Genomic DNA, 17,754 nt, shown 5'->3' on the forward strand with positions numbered 1-17,754 from the left:
AGGATTAATACTAAATGCGAATACTGTTAGTGTATCCAATATTTCCCAAAACCTTTTGGTCTTATGAAAAAATCTTGGAGTTAGTCGATCGGAAGGTTTTATTACCACCTCTGGGTTTAGTAACAGTAGCCGCGATTTTGCCCCAAGAATGGGAATTCAAGCTGGTCGATCGCAACATCCGCTCTGCAACAGAAGCAGAATGGGCGTGGGCAGATATAGTAATTCTCTCTGCGATGATTGTCCAGAAACAAGATTTACTTGAGCAAATTCAGGAAGCAAAAAAACGTGGCAAGTTAGTCGCAGTTGGCGGCCCTTACCCCACCTCTGTACCTCATGAAGTTGAAAATGTTGGCGCAGATTTTCTCATTCTGGATGAAGGAGAAATCACCCTACCCATGTTTATTGAGGCAATTAAACGGGGTGAAACTTTTGGGACTTTCCGCGCCACAGAAAAACCTGATGTCACAAGCACACCAATACCCCGCTTTGATTTATTAGAATTGAACGCTTATGACATGATGTCGGTGCAGTTTTCGCGCGGGTGTCCTTTCCAGTGCGAATTTTGCGACATTATTGTTCTCTACGGGCGCAAACCGCGTACCAAAACCCCAGCCCAACTGTTAGCAGAGTTAGATTATCTCTACGAATTGGGTTGGCGGCGGGGTGTGTTTATGGTGGATGATAACTTTATTGGCAACAAGCGAAATGTAAAATTGTTGCTCAAAGAGTTAAAAGTCTGGATGGCAGAACACAAATATCCCTTCCGATTTGACACGGAAGCTTCAGTTGACTTGGCGCAAGACACAGAAATGTTGGAGTTGATGGTTGAGTGTGGTTTCTCGGCGGTGTTTTTGGGAATCGAAACGCCGGATGAGGATAGTTTGCAAATGACCAAGAAGTTTCAAAATACTCGCAGTTCTCTTACTGAAGCAGTGCAAACCATCATTAAAGCGGGATTGCGCCCAATGGCTGGGTTTATTATTGGGTTTGATGGCGAAAAAGCAGGTGCAGGCGATCGCATTGTCCGTTTTGCTGAACAAGCAGCAATTCCCTCAACAACTTTTGCCATGTTACAAGCGTTACCTAATACTGCCCTTTGGCATCGCCTGAAAAAAGAAGGGCGACTGCGGGAAAATCAAGATGGCAACATCAACCAAACAACATTAATGAACTTCCTGCCCACCCGTCCCCTCGAAGAACTTGCCAGAGAATATATTGAAGCCTTCTGTACTTTATACGACCCTACACAGTATTTAGACCGTACCTATCGCTGTTTTTTGATGATGGGCTTGCCAAGTTGGAAAGCTCCAGGAAAAATGCCAGAGTGGGTAGTTGTAAAAGCGTTGCTGATTGTGATTTGGCGACAAGGCATCAAACGAGAAACCCGCTGGAAATTCTGGCATCATTTGTTCAGTATTCTCAAGCGTAACCCTGGAGTTATTGAGCATTACATCTCTGTTTGCGCCCACAACGAGCATTTTCTAGAGTATCGCCAAATTGTGCGCGATCAAATTGAAAGTCAGCTAGCCGATTATTTAGCACAAGGCGCAGAAAAGCCTTATATCTTAGTGAAAGAAAAAGCTGAGGAAAAAGCGGAAGCGGTAGTTAGTTAAGGTTGTTAATGGGTAATAGTAAATAAATTACTTATTACCCGTTCTCAATTAAAATTATACAAATTCAATTAATAGTCGTTGTCAGCCACACAAATGCCTTTACATTTAATACCATTGGTAACGGTGCGCTGACAATGAGAACATAGAACTTTTTCATTTTCTGTTTCTTGATTTATCTTTAAATTAGTACTTGCCTGTAATTTTTCTTTTTCGGTTTGGATTTTTAGAGTCATAGTTAAAAGCTGTTTAATTACTTAGAACTTTTATCAAATATTGTGTCAATGTAAACGCATCTACACCCAATTCGCTACGCTCTTGGGCGGCTATTATACCTGCTTGGGAATGCCACCATGCAGCAGTTGCCACAATATCTTCTACGGGAATCTGTTTAGTTGCTGCTTGCGCCAACAATCCACCTAGTAGGCCAGTTAACACGTCACCGCTACCGCCACGGGCTAAGGCGGGTGTGCTGTCAGGAACAATCCAAACAGTACCTTGAGGGTTGGCGATCGCAGTTCTCGCCCCTTTCAACAACACTATCGCCTCACTTTGCGCGGCTGCTTCCCTTACTGCTTGCACCCTGTCATGTTTGGCATCGGGGACATCAGGAAATAATCGCTCAAATTCGCCAGTGTGGGGTGTGAGTACGGTTAATGCTTGGCGTTTTTTTAGTGTGGCGATCGCTCCCATTTGTGCCAAGATATTTAAACCATCGGCATCGAGAAGCAAAGGGCGATCGCTTTCTATTACTTGTTGCACAATGGGCGTAGCATCTCTTGTTAAACCAGGGCCACAGGCGATCGCATTAAAGGAACTCAGATCGGTGTTTTCTGATAATTGCAGGTGGGCGATCGCTCCACTTTCCGTCTCTGGGCAACCGATAATTAGCGCTTCTGGTAAGTGTGACACCAAAAGAGATTTTAGCGATTCGGGTACGGCAATCGAAAGCATCCCGATACCACTAGCCCTAGCACCCAAACCAGTTAAAATTGCTCCACCTGCATAGCGCTGCGAACCGCAAATCAGCAGTAAATGTCCTTCTTTATATTTGTGAGTAACTGCTGGACGGGGTAAAGGTAAAGTAGTAAGTGCCTTTGCTCGTGTAATAAGTTTAATTTTAGGTGTATCTTTGAGAACGGCTTCTACATCAGCCAAAGGAATATCAAAATCGATTAACTCAGCTTTACCAAGATACTCCAATGCTTGATCTTGCAAAAAAGCGAGTTTCCATAAACCTAAGCAAAATGTGTGAGTAGCGCGAATGGCAGTTCCCAATACTTCGCCTGTGTCGGTGTGTAAACCTGAAGGTAAATCGATACTATAAATCGGTACAGGCAATTCATTTAGCTGATTAATTGCAGAGGCGATGGGATCGGTCAGGTTTCTTTCTAAACCAAATCCAAACAAGCCATCAATCAACAAATCAGAATCTGGTAGTTGCTCAATTGTTTGATAAATTGGAATGCCCAAACTCTCGGCATACTGCAAGTGCTGCGAAGTTAATTCCTTAAGCTTAGAAAAAGGAGAATAAATCCAAACCTCATACCCGCCAAAGTATAATTCACGGGCTACCACTAAAGCATCGCCACCATTATGACCGGGGCCGACAAGAATTCCCACACGAGATCCCCTTAACAAAGGGGTGTTTGAAAGAATCTCTGAAATGCGACGAGCAATTAATCCCGCCACCTTTTCCATCAAAGCAACTACAGGCATTCCCGCTGCAAAGATCCGCTTTTCAATATCGCGCATCTGCCCAGCAGTCACTACCACTTGCGAAAATTGTTCTTGCCTATCTTGCATTAGTCCTGAGTGGTGAGTTATTAGTTCAGGCTAACTGAAAGTTTAGCAAAATTGACTCAATATTCCACCCAAAAAGTTACAAACCAATTTCCTACGTCTTCAAGAATGCCGAGTGCGTCTAGTCCGTACTCCTCAAACAGGGGGAGCAAATCGGTGACGGCAGTGTTATCTAAACTGCTGTAACCGCGAGGTCATACCAATTTTAAAAAAATGCGACAAATAGACCATTTGTAGAGACGCGATAAATCGCGTCTTTACCCAAAGATGTGTTGCTTTGGCTGAAAGCTAGATACCATTAGATTCGGCGTGTTTACTGTTCGGGAGTGCCAAAATGTCTAAACAGCTGGGTCAAAAAATTACCCCTACACCAATATCAAATGATATCAGTGTAGTGGATTTGATCGATCAATACTTCACTGCTTACAACTCAGCGCGGTTGCGGGAAATCTGCCAACTACTGAGTCACGATATACTAACAGAAGGTGTCACAGTGGGAGTTAGCCTTTCTGGTGCGATGACGCCAGCAGGATTTGGGGTTTCAGTGCTTGCACCCTTAATTCGCAACGGCTTTATTGACTGGATGATTAGCACTGGTGCAAATCTTTACCATGATATGCACTATGGTTTGGGTTTTGAACTCTTCGCTGGTAATCCGTTTTTAGATGATGTGAAACTGCGTCAAGAAGGCACGATCCGCATTTATGACATTATCTTTGGTTACGATGTGCTGCTAGAAACTGATGCGTTCATCCGTAAGATTCTTCAAGGAGAAGCGTTTCAAAAGCGGATGGGAACGGCTGAGTTTCACTATTTACTAGGTAAATATGTCCGAGAAGTAGAAAAGCAATTGGGTGTGCAGCATTCCTGCTTGATAGCTACAGCTTATGAATATGGCGTACCAATTTATACGTCTTCTCCAGGAGATAGCTCAATTGGGATGAACGTGGCGGCTTTAGCATTGGAAGGTTCGCAGTTGGTGATCGATCCATCAATTGACGTGAATGAGACAGCAGCGATCGCATATAATGCCCGTGAATCAGGAGGAAAAAGTGCGGCTGTAATTCTTGGTGGCGGTAGTCCTAAAAACTTTTTGCTACAAACCCAACCGCAACTTCACGAAGTCTTGGGGTTAGAAGAACGAGGACACGATTACTTTGTGCAGTTTACCGATGCACGTCCAGATACAGGCGGTTTATCTGGGGCGACTCCTTCGGAAGCTGTTAGTTGGGGTAAGATTGACCCGGATGAGTTACCTAACACAATCGTTTGTTATACCGATAGCACGATCGCTCTACCACTGGTGAGTGCGTATGTGTTGAACAAATGCCAGCCTCGTCCTCTGAAGCGTATATACGACAGGCGAGAAGCCATTCTGGATAAACTGCAAAAAGACTATCTAGCAGCCAAAACCCAACCATCGGATCGGATTCCAGCAGCAGTTGCTGAAAGTGCTTCACAGCAAACAGCAACTTATCCCTGTGGTCGGCTGATTCCGAATACTCACTAAGGGAATAGGCAGGGGAGCAGGGGGGCAGGGGAGACAAGGGGACAAGGGGACAAGGGGGAATTATAGAACAAGTCTCTCCCTTGTCTACCTTGTCTCTTCTCCATGCCCAATGCCCTCATTTCTTCTGTCCAATCAACAAATAAGTTATCATCTTCCCTTTGCCTTTAACTTCAATTTCCCCTCGTTTTTCAAATATAAATTCATTACATAAGCACTTATAAGTATTTTCTGTAACCTGGATTTTACCCGTAATCCCTTGGGATTCTATACAGCTAGCGATGTCTACTGTGTCTTTACAGAGTTCATTAGTAAACTTGTTCGGGTCAATTACTCCCGCTACTACCGAACTACTATGGATGCCGATGCGGATACTGAAATTTTGGTTATTCTCAGTATTAAATAGAGCGATCGCAGTTTGCATATCCAGTGCCATCAGAGCGATCGCTTCTGCACGACCTTGGCGGTGTGTAGATAAGCCACCAACCACCACATAAGCATCGTTAATGGTTCTGATTCTCTCTAAACCGTATCGTTCGGTGAGGCGATCGAAAACTAAGAAAATTAGGTTGAGTAAGTTCAGCAGTTGAATTGCACTCATAGAAGTAGCAATTTCGGACAAACCACCGATATCTGCAAATAAAACTGTGACATCAGCAAAGTCTATACTATCTGGTTGTTCTTTCACCTCTCTATAAATTGTGACTGGCAAAATATTCAGCAATAAACGTTCGGTTTCTTTCTGCTGATAGCGAAGTGCTTTTTCTGCTGCTACTCGCTGGCTTACATTGTGAAAAATGCCACGAATCGCAACCGGATGACCTTCCACAAATTTGCAATTAATATTACCTTCCAAAAAAATTGGTTGCCCGTCTTTAGTAACGAATCTAGTTGTTATTTGCCCAAGCTTTTCTCCTGATAACACGCGATAAAATCTTTGTAAACTACTTTGTTTAAACTCTGGATGTATAATATCGAAAATACTCATATTCACAATTTCAGCTTCACTATATCCCAAAGTTTCTCGCCATGCACGATTGACATACAAAAAACGACCAGATGGATTGACAGATTGAATCAAGTCATTCGCATTTTCAAATAAATCTCGATATCTCTCTTCACTTTCTACAAGAGCATCTTCTGCTTGTTTGCGTTTAATAAATTGGGCAATTTGGCTACCAATAGAACCCATCATCTGCAATAGGTCTTTATCTTTTGGTAGTAAATCACGGCTAAAGAAAACCATCACTCCTAAGATTTCACTATCGTCTAAAATTGGGAAGCCAAAAGCTGCGTGCAATCCAGCCTCCGCCGCTGGTAGCGATCGCCTTTTATCTCCATCTACTGTGATATCTTTAATCCACAAAGGCAAACGTCTGATCCAAATTCGACCAGGCAGTCCAACACTAGGTGTATAAGTAGTTTGCCAGGTAATTGCTTTAAACTCTCGGACAGAAACTAATCGACTTGACCAAATTTCCACACACCTTAGTACTGCATTGAGACTATCTCCTTGTACCGAAGTGCCAATATATTGGCTTGGTGTCCAAAGTTCACCTAAATCCCATCCCAAGTTTTGACAAATCGACTGCAAAATTTGTGGAATTCCCTGTTTTATGCTCTGTGATTCTGATAATATGCGGGTAATAGAATACTGGATACTTGTACGCTGTTCCCGGCGTTGCCAAGCAGTAATATCACGCCCAATGTAGACTATATCTTCTAGTCCTTCTGTTTTTTTTGAAATCACTGAGCAAGAAAAAGCAATCAACAGTTTTTCTCTAGTTTTGGTTCGACAAACTACTTCTATATTTTGATAATTACGCTTTAAATAGCAATTTTGATAAATTGCTTTAATTAAAATTTGATCATCATCAAGGATTAGTGATATGGGTTGATTTATTAATTCTTTTTCCTCAAAACCGAATAATTCTTGAGCAGCATGATTTACTTTCTTGATTTTTCCAGAATTACTGGTTACTAACAAAGCATCTGCTATTGAAGTAATTACTTGTTCCATGTAATTTCTGTATGAGATTAAAGTACTTGATAGCAGATTCGCTTTCTTAGCTTACTGCACTAATTTTTGCTTAATAATATTTTTAATTTTAATCCTATGTGGTATTGTTAGATTAGTATTCCAACTAACATATTGCCGTAAACACCTGTGATTAGTTTAACTATCTTGAAAGTTAATTTTTCAAGATAGCGCGATCGCCAGTATCTGGGAAATTTCAAACCCGTCATGTTATAAGAGAGTGGCAATAACCCAGCTACAGACTTGCCACTCTCTTATTCTTCAATTCCATCTATGAAGTTTATGACTGTGCGCTGGCTGCAATCTGATTCCAGGCTTTGATTACTGTCTGTAAATTCTTTGGCAGGTTATTTTGAGAAATATCGTTGTATTGAACCGTACCTTCTTGGCTGGTGAGGGTGAAGGTGATATAATCAGCAGCACCACTGGGGGCTGGGTAACTCAAATTCCGAAATTTACTAAACTGAGAACGTTTTAGCGATCGCACAAATTGTTGTACCTGTTGCACCGAAACACGGCGAACACTACGTTCAGAATCATTGGCATCACCAATCCGCACGCGAATCAGTCTCCCATCTTTGAGTAAAACAGTCTCATAGGTTCTGCCAGCAAAACCCCCACTGGAGATTTGGCGAAATACTATATCTCGATCTAACGGTGGTGGTAACTCACTGGCTGGAATTTGCACAGGCTTCAGTGTAGTTTCGTTAGCCTTTTGATTCAGCCTGAGTGCGGAACCTGTTTGATTGGTATGATAAACCAAGGTTTGGTCAACTGCACCGACAACCACCCGCCAGCCTGATACTAAAGCTTGGGTACAGAATTCATCAGCATTAGCTAATTCTAAACAGCTATCTCTCCAGGTTTGCTGTTGAGCCTCAATAATGGTTAACTGAGAAATTGGCTGTTGCAAACGTCTGGATGCGGCTTGTAAAACCGCATTTTTTACAGATGTAGGTAATTTATCTGGCAGATTTTCTGAGGGATTGTTTGCCGAAGCCAAACGTAGCGATCGCCCATTGTTATTGGTATGATAAATCCAGTTTTCTTTGCCATTAGATACCACAATCCGCCAACCAGGAACTAAGGCTTGCGTACAGAATTCATCAGCTTGAGGCAGTTCCAAGCAACCATTACGCCAAGTCTGTTGCTTGTAGTCAATAATTTGCAATTGTCTAGTAGAAATTCCCTGCCTGCGGGCTAAATCTCGCAGTACCGCATTAGCTACTGGACGTGGCAAGCGGTTTGGTTTAATATTGTCTTTAAGAACTTCATTGCTTGTTTCTAGAGATAAATTCGCAGAAGCGCCCGTCGCGCCTTTGACAAGTGTTAAACCGCTAGTAACAGACAAAATACCAGTCAAAATCAAAGCAGTGAAAATTCGCGCTTGATTGGTGTTCAAGTAGTTTTTCAGCATAATTTTCATAGTAAGATAAAACAAAGAAATAGTATCCAGCCACGAATAGACAAAAAAGTATATAATTCCAGAACTTCATCAGTTGGAATTAGTTTAGTATCTATGTTGTCAGAGAGATATAAAGACAGACGCTGATATACTGTTTGTTTGTTCCTGATACAAATTTTGAGAAAAATCCACTCAATCAAAACGCTCTATAGTTCTACAGCAATCAACTAATAACTCAAAAGCTCAAGCTTCATTAAATAGCTGGATTGTGCAATTCACTCTAAATTCTGACTCCTGACTCCTGAATTATGTTTGATAAATCCATCAAATTTGCCAGCTTGTAAACTATCCGCGCTCCAACATTACCATCCCACTCTGCATCACCGACTTCGCAAATATCAAAGCCAATAATTTTTCTTCCACTATTGACCAATTCTCGGAATAGACAAAATGTTTGCTCTAATTCCAACCCACCAGGAACAGGAGTACCCGTACTCGGACAAAGTTTTGGATCTAAACCATCTACATCAAAGCTAATATAAACATACTCAGGTAAATGACTGATAATTTCTCGGCATAAATCAATCCAAGTTATGCCAGAGTAAAGCTTTTGCTTAATAGCTGGGTCGTAATAAGCAATAATCCGACTATCAGATTGGTCAATCATTTGTACTTCATCATGACTAATATCACGCAAACCTACCTGCACTAACTTAGAAATTTGCGGTATTTTCATCGCATTAAACATAATCGATGCATGAGAAAACTCGAATCCCTCATAAGCATCGCGTAAATCTGCGTGGGCATCAATATGCAAAATCCCATAGTTTGAGTATTTAGTTGCTAATGCTTGGAAATAACCTAAAGGCGAACTATGATCTCCGCCAATCACTGCAACTCGCTTACCATTATTAATTGCTGCCTGACAATTTTCAAACAGCCATTGATTAACTCGTTGACCAGCCTGATTAATTTCTGTTAGGACAGATGTTAAATCTGGTGTATCTGAAAGTTGTTTACCTTGGGCTAATCGCCCGATAATTTTTGCTGCCAAAGCACGGTAGTATGTATTCTTCTCTAAAATATCTTGGGAAATTTCTTCCATAAAAATTCCCTGCTTCCAGCCATCAGAGTGATCAAAATCGAACAAATCTAATTGAGTCGAAGCATCTAGAATTCGCTGTGGGCCATTAGCAGTACCAGCACCATAAGAAACAGTGACTTCCCACGGCACACCAAAAACAATCAAGTTTGCAGACTCATAATCGCAGGGCAAACCTAAGAGGTTGCCATTTATTTCACCTACGCTGCTGGGATTGTAGTCTTTTAATTGATTACTCATTGAGTATATTCTAGATTTATGTAGATAGACAGCAGGCCGCCTAGTGGACATCTGCATTGTAATCAAAATTTTTCACAGGCGGTAAACTGCTTCAAAGGATGAATAGGAAAAACCCACGAGTATACAGGTCACTTCAGCATAGTTTATCAGGTACAGGGGATAGTTTTTCTTTCCTGTGTCCTTGTTAACTCCCTACTTAACCCGCTTAACTTCAAATCCTCGTAACCCTTCCGGTTCCTCATATTCAACCACAACATCTTTAACTACAGCAGCAGGTGGCCCAGAGTGACACCAGCGAACCATGTTATCTACAACCTCTCGCACCCCTTCAAAAACTGCCTCTACTCGATTATCAGGGAGATTCCGCACCCAACCAGTTAATCCCAATTGCCTAGCTGTATCGACAGTGGAATAGCGGTAGCCCACTCCTTGGACTCGGCCAGAAATGAATACATGGGCGCGGATAATCTTTGGCAGTGCTGTAGAATTCTGCATAAACTGGTCTAATCTTTATGATTCCAGTCTACCTAGTTTGTGTATACACAATCTATTTTTTACTTCAACGACGCAAATTTCATTTCAGTCTTTCTTAAAACCTACTAGTTTTTGTACATTTACAGCGCTTTTCAAGTAATTGGACTACCCTACTCTCCATCCAAGCCGTAGTCTAAATACTTGAAAACTGTTGTAATTTAATCAGTAGTCAGTTTTTCTACTTGGAATTTTGAATTGTTTATGTCTAACCTGCCACCACTTAATACAGAAACAATTTGGGCAATTCTTGACGATAAACTTGATGATGCCACAGTCAACCAGTTGCTATGGCATTGTTTAGGCTATCGCTATGACTTTGCAATTGCACAATGGGACACTAACCAAGTTGCAGCAGAATGGCATAATGAGTACCCACAACCACCAGATTTTATTGCATCTCGCCCCGCAACTGTCAAGTTGACTCGTTCCATTCCTGCTGAAAATAAACAAATGCTAAAAGAAAAACTGGGTTTCAAAGGTTACAAAATTGGAGAATTTGGGCCTCGACAAACTCGCAGGGCGACGGCGGCGAATTGGTTATTAAGTTATCTCCAACAAGCTAACAACAAAAAAGATTAATTTTGCAGTAGATATTTTGGAGAAAAGCAGCCTGATTTTCCTAAATATCTACTGTATTTCAATATGATAAAAACCTTATTTTATTTAAAACCTTTTATTTGCTAAAAAAAGAATTACAAGATAGTGAATTTAGATTTTAGCCAATAACTAAATATTATAAACAGCTAACAATCAAAAAACTTCAGTTAAGTTTTATAAAAAAAAACAAATTATTCCTGAAGATAGAAGCACTCGCAATCTAATTATTTCTCTAGAGCTATTTGCAAATTCAATTGAGCATCAGAAAATATTTTTATCAACCCCTGATATTATAAACACTTCTATGGCAAAGCCAATTGAATTTAATTTATTTGCACCTTATAACAAAGAAGCCGCATTAATTGGTTCCTTTTCTGATTGGCAAGAAATTCCAATGGAAAGAGGTGAAGATGGTTATTTCCGCACAAGTGTTGAACTAGAAGATGGCGTTTATAAATATAAATTCCGCGTTCAGTCAAATTCATGGTTTTTGGAACCAGAGCAATGGGTTGATGTTACAGATCCTTATGCAACTGATATAGATGAACAAAGTGGAAAAGATGATGGTGTTATCCGGGTTAAAGATGGGAAAAGGATTACCGATACTTATGTTTGGCAACATGATGATAAACCTTTACCTGCTGACCGCGAATTAGTAATTTATGAATTGCACGTTGGTGACTTTTCTGGTGGCGAGGACGATCCTTATGCACGAGGTAAATACAAAAACGTCGTTGAAAAGTTAGACTATTTATCTGAACTAGGAATTAATGCTATTGAGTTGATGCCACTTAAAGAATACCCTGGTGATTATAGTTGGGGTTATAATCCCCGCCACTTCTTTGCAACAGAATCAAGTTATGGTTCTACTGCTGAGTTAAAAAATTTGATTGATGAGTGTCATGGTAGAGGTATTCGTGTAATTCTTGACGGAATTTACAACCACTCAGAAGCATCTGCTCCCTTAACACAAATTGATCACGATTATTGGTATCATCACGAACCTCGTGACCCTGATAATAATTGGGGGCCTGAGTTTAATTATGAACATTATGATGAAAAATTAGATATTAAGCCAGCCTGGAAATTTATTGGTGACACAATTCGTTTTTGGATTGGAGAATATCATCTTGATGGTATTCGTTATGATGCGGCGCGGCAAATTGCTAACTATGACTTTATGCACTGGATTGTTCAGGAAGCCAAAAACACTGCTAGCATGAAGCCTTTTTATAATGTTGCTGAACACATTCCTGAAACTCCCAGCATTACCAATGTAGACGGGCCAATGGATGGTTGCTGGCATGATAGTTTTTATCACTGCATTCTAGAACACATTTGTGGTGATACATTTGATTTAGAGCGTTTAAAAGATGTGATTGACTGCAAGCGTCAAGGCTTTTTGGGTGCCATCAATGTAGTAAATTATCTTACCAACCACGACCATAATCATATCATGGTTGAACTGGGGAACCGTGAGATTTTTGACGAAGAAGCATTTCGGCGGGCTAAATTAGGAGTAGCCATCCTAATGACTGCTGTTGGTGTGCCTTTAATTTGGATGGGAGAGGAATTTGGCGAGTATAAACCTCAACAACCTGAATCTGCCAAAATTGATTGGACGTTGTTAGGTAACGATTTAAATCGTGGTTTATTTGAATCATATAAAGGCTTAACCAACCTGCGTAAAAGCAATCATGCTCTCTACACAGAAAATATTGATTTTATCCACGAAAATCCTGAAGCAAAAGTATTAGCTTATACTCGTTGGAATGATGAAGGTTCTCGTGTAGTCGTAATTGCAAATTTCTCAGAAAACTTCCTAGGTGAGTATCATGTTCCTAACTTTCCTAGTGCTGGTACATGGCACGAGTGGACAGGCAATTATGATGTCGAAGCTAGTGACGATGGCATCATAATCGATTTAGGACCACACGAAGCTAAAGTGTTTGTATGGCAGTAATGATATACATTACTACTCACTCAGCAGTCTAATAGCAAAGAAAAGGGGTAAATATTTCCCCTTTTTCAGTTGTATTTTATTGAGTACAGTCTAATTAGAAATTTGTCAAGCATAAAATAAGCTATTTTAAAATTTCATCGGTTTGTGTTAGACTTTTGAGTTGAAGTGCGTCTATAGAATTGCCAAAGCATCCCTATGCACAACAAATTATTTAATACTGATATCGATAACGCTAACATTGAGAACGATCGCATTTTATTAACTCCCAATGAAGTAAAGTCAAAATTACCTTTGACACAATTAGCCGAGCAAAGAGTTTTAGCATATAGACAGGAAATAGAACATATCCTGAATTTTCAGGATCGCAGGAAATTTATAGTAGTTGGGCCATGCTCAATCCACGATCCAAAAGCAGCACTCGAATATTCTCACAGATTAAAAATATTATCCGAGCGAGTCAAGGATAAGTTGCTACTAATTATGCGAGTGTATTTTGAAAAACCAAGAACAACCGTAGGCTGGAAAGGTTTAATTAATGATCCAGATATGGATGATTCTTTCCATGTAGAGAAAGGTTTATTAATTGCACGAGAGCTATTATTAAAAATTACAGAGTTAGGATTACCTGCTGGCACGGAAGCACTAGATCCAATCATACCTCAATACATCAGTGAACTGATTACATGGTCTGCCATTGGCGCACGCACAACAGAATCACAAACCCACCGGGAAATGGCAAGTGGGCTTTCGATGCCTGTAGGTTTTAAAAACGGTACTGACGGCAATATTCAAGTAGCTTTGAATGCCCTACAATCAGCCAGAAACCCGCATAATTTTCTGGGAATTAATCAAAAGGGACAGGTGAGCGTCTTTCAAACTAAAGGTAATGACTACGGTCACGTAATTTTAAGAGGTGGTAGTCAACCCAACTTCGATCCAGCAAATGTCAAACAGGTAGAAGAGAAATTAAAAAAGGCAAATTTACCACCGAGAATTGTTATCGACTGTAGCCACGGTAATACCAATAAAGATTATAAATTACAAGGTACTGTCTTGGAAAATATTATTCAGCAAATAGTCGATGGTAATACATCAATTGTTGGCATGATGCTAGAATCGCATTTGTATGAAGGTAGTCAACCAATTACTGGTAAAGAAGAATTAAAATACGGTGTTTCTGTAACTGATAAATGTATTAGCTGGGAAGAAACCGAAAAAATTATTTTGGCTGCTCACGAAAAACTTAAGTGAGAAGTCAGAATTCTAAACTCAGGATGCAATCAATGGGGGATTTAGAGGATGTTTGTCAAGTATGAAAGTATAATAAAAAACCCGCTTTCATTCCTCTCCCCGTTTCGGCTACGGTATACACACAAATCGAAAAACCTGCTTCACATTAGCTATTAATTTGGTATGGTATGTTATGGACTTTAGTCCTAACGCGCCGAAAATCTCTGACTATGCGTTACACTGACGCGATAACACGCCCTACAAAACTCAAAAAAACCCTCAAGTGGTTGTGTCAAGTTCTATCTATCGAGAGAAGATTTTAATATTTTTACTGTTGCGTCAGTTTACCACAGGGTACGGAAGTTCATTTGTACTAAATCAGTAGGAGTCAAAATTCCTAACTGAAAAGCTGCTGACTGGCATCTTTTAAGATATACCTAAGATAGATGTAATAATATCTAATATATGCTAATTACTCAATATTACCAACTGAAGGATTGAAAATTAGGATTTTTCTACATAGAATTAAAAATCTAAAATTAAAAATTGGTAACACTGATGGTTAGGAGTGTTAAAGTTTCAAGAAATTCACCCAAACTATTCAGCGGGTATTCATGCTGAAGAAACTACAGAAAAAGCAAATTTCGATAATTGCTGGTGCGGCACTGTTTGCCTTTTTAACGGGGGCAATGGTATCAGCACCCGAAATTGGTAAGTCTCTGGGAAAATGGCTCAAACTGAGTCAGAATCAAGCAGAGCAAAAATCGGACGGTAGTGTTACTCAATCAGCCGTCTTTGGGCTGATTGAGCAATCGCTGCCAGAACGGGCGGCAAAACTGGCTGCGATCGCTCAAGAATCGCGATCGCCAGATCGGAATCGCGCTCGTTATCTTTTGGCGAGTGATTACATTGAAAGAACCCAAGGGCAAAAAGCTCTGGTTTTACTCCAAGGACTAGAGAAAGATTATCCCATCCTCGCGCCCTACATTTTGCTCAAACAAGCCCAGGCAGAGGATTTGCTGGGCGAGGACGGCAAAGCTTCGGATCTCAGGCGAGAGGTGCTGAAACTGTATCCCAAAGAACCGGCGGCTGTGAAAGCGCTATATCTAATTGCTCAACCAAAGCAACAAGAAACTGCGATCGCTCAATTTCCTTCCAATCCTCTAACTTGGGAAATTATCCGCAAACGCTTGCAAGAAAATCCCAATCAGCCACAATTACAATTGATTTTGGCTAAATATGCCTACGATCAACCAGGCATAGTGGGCGTTTTGGATCAGTTAGTAAAACAGCCTAATCTCAAACCCGAAGACTGGGAACTCATTGGTACTAGCTATTGGGAAAATAATCAATTTCCCAAAGCGGCGAATGCTTACGCCAAAGCACCCAAAACATCGCGCAACCTCTACCGAACTGCACGAGGCTTACAGGTGGGAGGCAAAGATAAAGAAAAAGCGATTGCCACCTATAAACAATTAGTGCAGCAATTTCCCAATAGTGAGGAAACTGGGACGGCACTACTGCGGTTAGCAGAAACCGCAAAAACACCTAAAGACGGCTTACCGTATCTTGAGCAAGTAATTAGTAAATTTCCCAAACAAGCTGCTACTGCACTCGTACAAAAAGCCAAAACTCTCCAAACTCTCAAGGATCAAAAGTCAGCTAGCGCGGCATGGCAATTACTCATAGGTAAATACGGCAACTCTGATGAAGCAGCAGAATACCGTTGGAAAACCGCCCAAGATAAAGCCGAAGCCAAAGATTACGTCGGTGCTTGGCAATGGGCAGAACCAATCGTCACTAATAACCCTAATAGTATTTTGGCTCCAAGAGCGGGCTTTTGGGTAGGTAAATGGGCAGCTACACTGGGGAAACAGCAAGAATCTAAAACTGCTTATGAGTATGTGATTAGCCAGTTTCCCTACTCTTACTATGCATGGCGAGCCGCGACAATGTTAGGGCTAAATGTCGGCAATTTTGACAACGTGCGCGTGATGAACCCGGAAGTAATCGCAGCCCAGCGTCCATTACCGCCTGCTGGTTCTGAAACTTTTAAAGAATTGTATCTGCTAGGTCAAGACCGTGATGCCTGGTTACAATGGCAAACAGAATTTCAGAACAAAATTCAGCCAACGGTAGCAGAGCAATTTACCGAAGGGTTAATGCGGCAGGCAAGGGGAGAAAATCTCATCGGAATTGATGAAATTTCTAAATTGGAAGACCGGGAAATACCAGCCGAACTTGCCCAGTATCAGACTTTGAGTAAACAAATCACCTACTGGCAAGCGCGTTATCCATTTCCTTATCTGCGAGAGATTAAAAAGTGGTCTATTGACCGTAAACTTAATCCTCTACTAGTAACTGCTTTGATGCGTCAAGAGTCACGGTTTGAACCAAAAATCAAATCTGTCGCTAATGCTACTGGTTTAATGCAACTGTTGCCGAGTACGGCTAAATGGATCGCCCCACAAATCAAGGTGGATTTTAAAACAATCAACTTAGAAAATCCCAATGATAACGTCATGCTGGGTACATGGTATTTGGGTCATACCCACGATCAATATAACAATAACTCCTTACTGGCGATCGCTAGTTACAATGCTGGCCCTGGTAATGTCTCCAAATGGTTGCAAACTCTAACTACAAAAGATCCAGATGAGTTTGTTGAAGAAATTCCTTTTGATGAAACTAAAAACTATGTGCGGCAAGTATTTGGCAACTACTGGAATTATCTGAGGCTTTACAACCCTGAGATTTCTGGCATAGTAACAAAATATTCTGTTCAACACCCACAGCTATCGGTGCGATAACTTTAAAAAGTTATGAGTTGTGAGTGTTGAATTTAAGCAATACTCAGCACTCTGCCATACCACTATAAATATCGCAGTAGTTCTTGCGTAGGGCAGTATTCCTCTAGCCTTCTGCCTTACGCAAGAACTACCTCTTTTGTTAAATACTTGTTGAATGACTAGAGTCATTATAGAGATTTGGATAAATAGACCAATTGTCAGGCTTTTGAGACTGCAATTCCCAGATATCGCGTTTTTCTAGTTCTCGATCCGCTAATAACTGTAGATGATCTGGTAATTTACTTGTTTGCCAAATAGACCAAATTTCTTCACTAAATAATTCTTTTTCAATTTTTCCAGAAAACATGATTTGACCTCCACTAATGCTCAATTTTAAGTTTAGTAACTCCTAATTTCGGAAAGACGAAGTAACAAAATTGTCATTCTTCATTCTTTCGCTATCTTTAAAATACAGGTAGTATTCGCCTGAAATACTGTTTATTAAGAAAATCTCCAACTTGTGCATAGTTAAGTAACTTTTTATTGCTGACTGTGAAGGCAATAATCCGTTGACAAAAGGCGATCGCACGAGCATCATCATCACCAATTTGTCTACTCAAAATTAAATGCTCTCTCAGAGTCAGTGGGCAATTTGTTGCGGCCCATAAATATTTTGGCTGACTGTTCTCTAATACCAAGCTTTACTGAGAAAAGCACAACCACTAGTAGCAATGACAACTGCTCCGCTCGAACTGTCCAGCGTTTATGAAGTCTACCCGCAGGGGATTCACCTGTTTAGCGACAATGGCATTAGATATATTGGGTTAAGGGTTATTGGTGTAGATAATTTGGTCTTTCCAGACGCGATAAATTGCGTCTCTACATCTGGGTTTTGGGTTTATCTGAACTGTATTGACCTATAGTTTTTTGCAAAAA

At 40.7% G+C, this 17,754-nt stretch carries 15 protein-coding genes; 7 read left to right on the forward strand and 8 right to left on the reverse strand.

What is annotated here, in order from left to right:
• Positions 1-14 precede the first annotated feature (14 nt).
• Positions 15-1,613, forward strand: a complete 1,599-nt coding sequence (locus tag V7K79_RS16220; protein ID WP_335049035.1) for a B12-binding domain-containing radical SAM protein — start codon at positions 15-17, stop codon at positions 1,611-1,613.
• 68 nt (positions 1,614-1,681) lie between these two features.
• Here the strand turns inward: V7K79_RS16220 and V7K79_RS16225 are convergent, their stop codons facing one another.
• Together V7K79_RS16225 and V7K79_RS16230 are read right to left on the reverse strand one after the other, a co-directional pair.
• Positions 1,682-1,846, reverse strand: a complete 165-nt coding sequence (locus tag V7K79_RS16225) for a hypothetical protein (protein ID WP_335049036.1) — start codon at positions 1,844-1,846, stop codon at positions 1,682-1,684.
• A gap of 13 nt (positions 1,847-1,859) precedes the next feature.
• Positions 1,860-3,416: an NAD(P)H-hydrate dehydratase gene (locus tag V7K79_RS16230; RefSeq protein WP_335049037.1), complete on the reverse strand. Its 1,557-nt coding sequence runs from the start codon at positions 3,414-3,416 to the stop codon at positions 1,860-1,862.
• A gap of 331 nt (positions 3,417-3,747) precedes the next feature.
• Between V7K79_RS16230 and V7K79_RS16235 the strand changes: the two genes are divergently transcribed.
• Positions 3,748-4,923, forward strand: coding sequence for a homospermidine biosynthesis protein (locus tag V7K79_RS16235; protein WP_335049038.1), 1,176 nt, complete (start codon positions 3,748-3,750; stop codon positions 4,921-4,923).
• A 115-nt stretch (positions 4,924-5,038) separates the two neighbouring features.
• Here V7K79_RS16235 and V7K79_RS16240 read toward each other — a convergent pair whose 3' ends face one another.
• The 4 genes from V7K79_RS16240 to V7K79_RS16255 form a co-directional block, all read right to left on the reverse strand.
• Positions 5,039-6,940, reverse strand: coding sequence for an adenylate/guanylate cyclase domain-containing protein (locus V7K79_RS16240; RefSeq protein ID WP_335049039.1), 1,902 nt, complete (start codon positions 6,938-6,940; stop codon positions 5,039-5,041).
• 298 nt (positions 6,941-7,238) lie between these two features.
• A complete protein-coding gene (locus tag V7K79_RS16245; protein WP_335049040.1) occupies positions 7,239-8,384 on the reverse strand; it encodes a hypothetical protein in 1,146 nt (381 codons plus the stop codon).
• A gap of 259 nt (positions 8,385-8,643) precedes the next feature.
• Positions 8,644-9,705 (reverse strand): agmatinase SpeB, encoded by a 1,062-nt coding sequence (gene speB / locus V7K79_RS16250; RefSeq protein WP_335049041.1) that lies wholly within the window; start codon positions 9,703-9,705, stop codon positions 8,644-8,646.
• Positions 9,706-9,897: 192 nt separating this feature from the next.
• Complete coding sequence (locus V7K79_RS16255) at positions 9,898-10,200, reverse strand: acylphosphatase (protein ID WP_335049042.1); 303 nt, start codon at positions 10,198-10,200, stop codon at positions 9,898-9,900.
• 240 nt (positions 10,201-10,440) lie between these two features.
• Here V7K79_RS16255 and V7K79_RS16260 point away from each other — a divergent pair, with 240 nt between their 5' ends.
• The 4 genes from V7K79_RS16260 (at position 10,441) to V7K79_RS16275 (ending at position 16,839) form a co-directional block, all read left to right on the forward strand.
• The gene (locus tag V7K79_RS16260) at positions 10,441-10,818 is read left to right on the forward strand and encodes a DUF1823 family protein (protein WP_335049043.1); all 378 of its coding nucleotides are present in this window, start codon (positions 10,441-10,443) and stop codon (positions 10,816-10,818) included.
• A gap of 322 nt (positions 10,819-11,140) precedes the next feature.
• Entirely contained in the window at positions 11,141-12,799 is a 1,659-nt protein-coding gene (locus tag V7K79_RS16265) for an alpha-amylase family glycosyl hydrolase (RefSeq protein WP_335049044.1), read from the forward strand.
• Positions 12,800-12,994: 195 nt separating this feature from the next.
• On the forward strand, positions 12,995-14,050 hold the full coding sequence (locus V7K79_RS16270) for a 3-deoxy-7-phosphoheptulonate synthase (RefSeq protein WP_335049045.1): 1,056 nt from the start codon (positions 12,995-12,997) through the stop codon (positions 14,048-14,050).
• 593 nt (positions 14,051-14,643) lie between these two features.
• A complete protein-coding gene (locus tag V7K79_RS16275; RefSeq protein ID WP_335049046.1) occupies positions 14,644-16,839 on the forward strand; it encodes a transglycosylase SLT domain-containing protein in 2,196 nt (731 codons plus the stop codon).
• 139 nt (positions 16,840-16,978) lie between these two features.
• Here the strand turns inward: V7K79_RS16275 and V7K79_RS16280 are convergent, their stop codons facing one another.
• Both V7K79_RS16280 and V7K79_RS16285 read right to left on the reverse strand, forming a co-directional pair.
• On the reverse strand, positions 16,979-17,185 hold the full coding sequence (locus V7K79_RS16280) for a hypothetical protein (RefSeq protein ID WP_335049047.1): 207 nt from the start codon (positions 17,183-17,185) through the stop codon (positions 16,979-16,981).
• A gap of 97 nt (positions 17,186-17,282) precedes the next feature.
• Entirely contained in the window at positions 17,283-17,438 is a 156-nt protein-coding gene (locus V7K79_RS16285; protein ID WP_335049048.1) for a hypothetical protein, read from the reverse strand.
• Positions 17,439-17,549: 111 nt separating this feature from the next.
• On the opposite strand from V7K79_RS16285, the gene V7K79_RS16290 reads away from it, so the two are divergent.
• On the forward strand, positions 17,550-17,741 hold the full coding sequence (locus V7K79_RS16290; RefSeq protein ID WP_335049049.1) for a hypothetical protein: 192 nt from the start codon (positions 17,550-17,552) through the stop codon (positions 17,739-17,741).
• Positions 17,742-17,754: the final 13 nt, after the last annotated feature.

Origin of the sequence: Nostoc sp. (assembly GCF_036917575.1) — a bacterium.
Taxonomy (GTDB): Bacteria; Cyanobacteriota; Cyanobacteriia; order Cyanobacteriales; family Nostocaceae; genus Nostoc.

Excerpts from the sequence above, each read along its gene's own strand:
- V7K79_RS16220 (WP_335049035.1), top strand. The coding sequence starts at position 15 with ATGCGAATACTGTTAGTGTATCCAATATTTCCCAAAACCTTTTGGTCT.
- V7K79_RS16225 (WP_335049036.1), bottom strand. The coding sequence starts at position 1,846 with ATGACTCTAAAAATCCAAACCGAAAAAGAAAAATTACAGGCAAGTACT.
- V7K79_RS16230 (WP_335049037.1), bottom strand. The coding sequence starts at position 3,416 with ATGCAAGATAGGCAAGAACAATTTTCGCAAGTGGTAGTGACTGCTGGG.
- V7K79_RS16235 (WP_335049038.1), top strand. The coding sequence starts at position 3,748 with ATGTCTAAACAGCTGGGTCAAAAAATTACCCCTACACCAATATCAAAT.
- V7K79_RS16240 (WP_335049039.1), bottom strand. The coding sequence starts at position 6,940 with ATGGAACAAGTAATTACTTCAATAGCAGATGCTTTGTTAGTAACCAGT.
- V7K79_RS16245 (WP_335049040.1), bottom strand. The coding sequence starts at position 8,384 with ATGAAAATTATGCTGAAAAACTACTTGAACACCAATCAAGCGCGAATT.
- speB (WP_335049041.1), bottom strand. The coding sequence starts at position 9,705 with ATGAGTAATCAATTAAAAGACTACAATCCCAGCAGCGTAGGTGAAATA.
- V7K79_RS16255 (WP_335049042.1), bottom strand. The coding sequence starts at position 10,200 with ATGCAGAATTCTACAGCACTGCCAAAGATTATCCGCGCCCATGTATTC.
- V7K79_RS16260 (WP_335049043.1), top strand. The coding sequence starts at position 10,441 with ATGTCTAACCTGCCACCACTTAATACAGAAACAATTTGGGCAATTCTT.
- V7K79_RS16265 (WP_335049044.1), top strand. The coding sequence starts at position 11,141 with ATGGCAAAGCCAATTGAATTTAATTTATTTGCACCTTATAACAAAGAA.
- V7K79_RS16270 (WP_335049045.1), top strand. The coding sequence starts at position 12,995 with ATGCACAACAAATTATTTAATACTGATATCGATAACGCTAACATTGAG.
- V7K79_RS16275 (WP_335049046.1), top strand. The coding sequence starts at position 14,644 with ATGCTGAAGAAACTACAGAAAAAGCAAATTTCGATAATTGCTGGTGCG.
- V7K79_RS16280 (WP_335049047.1), bottom strand. The coding sequence starts at position 17,185 with ATGTTTTCTGGAAAAATTGAAAAAGAATTATTTAGTGAAGAAATTTGG.
- V7K79_RS16290 (WP_335049049.1), top strand. The coding sequence starts at position 17,550 with ATGACAACTGCTCCGCTCGAACTGTCCAGCGTTTATGAAGTCTACCCG.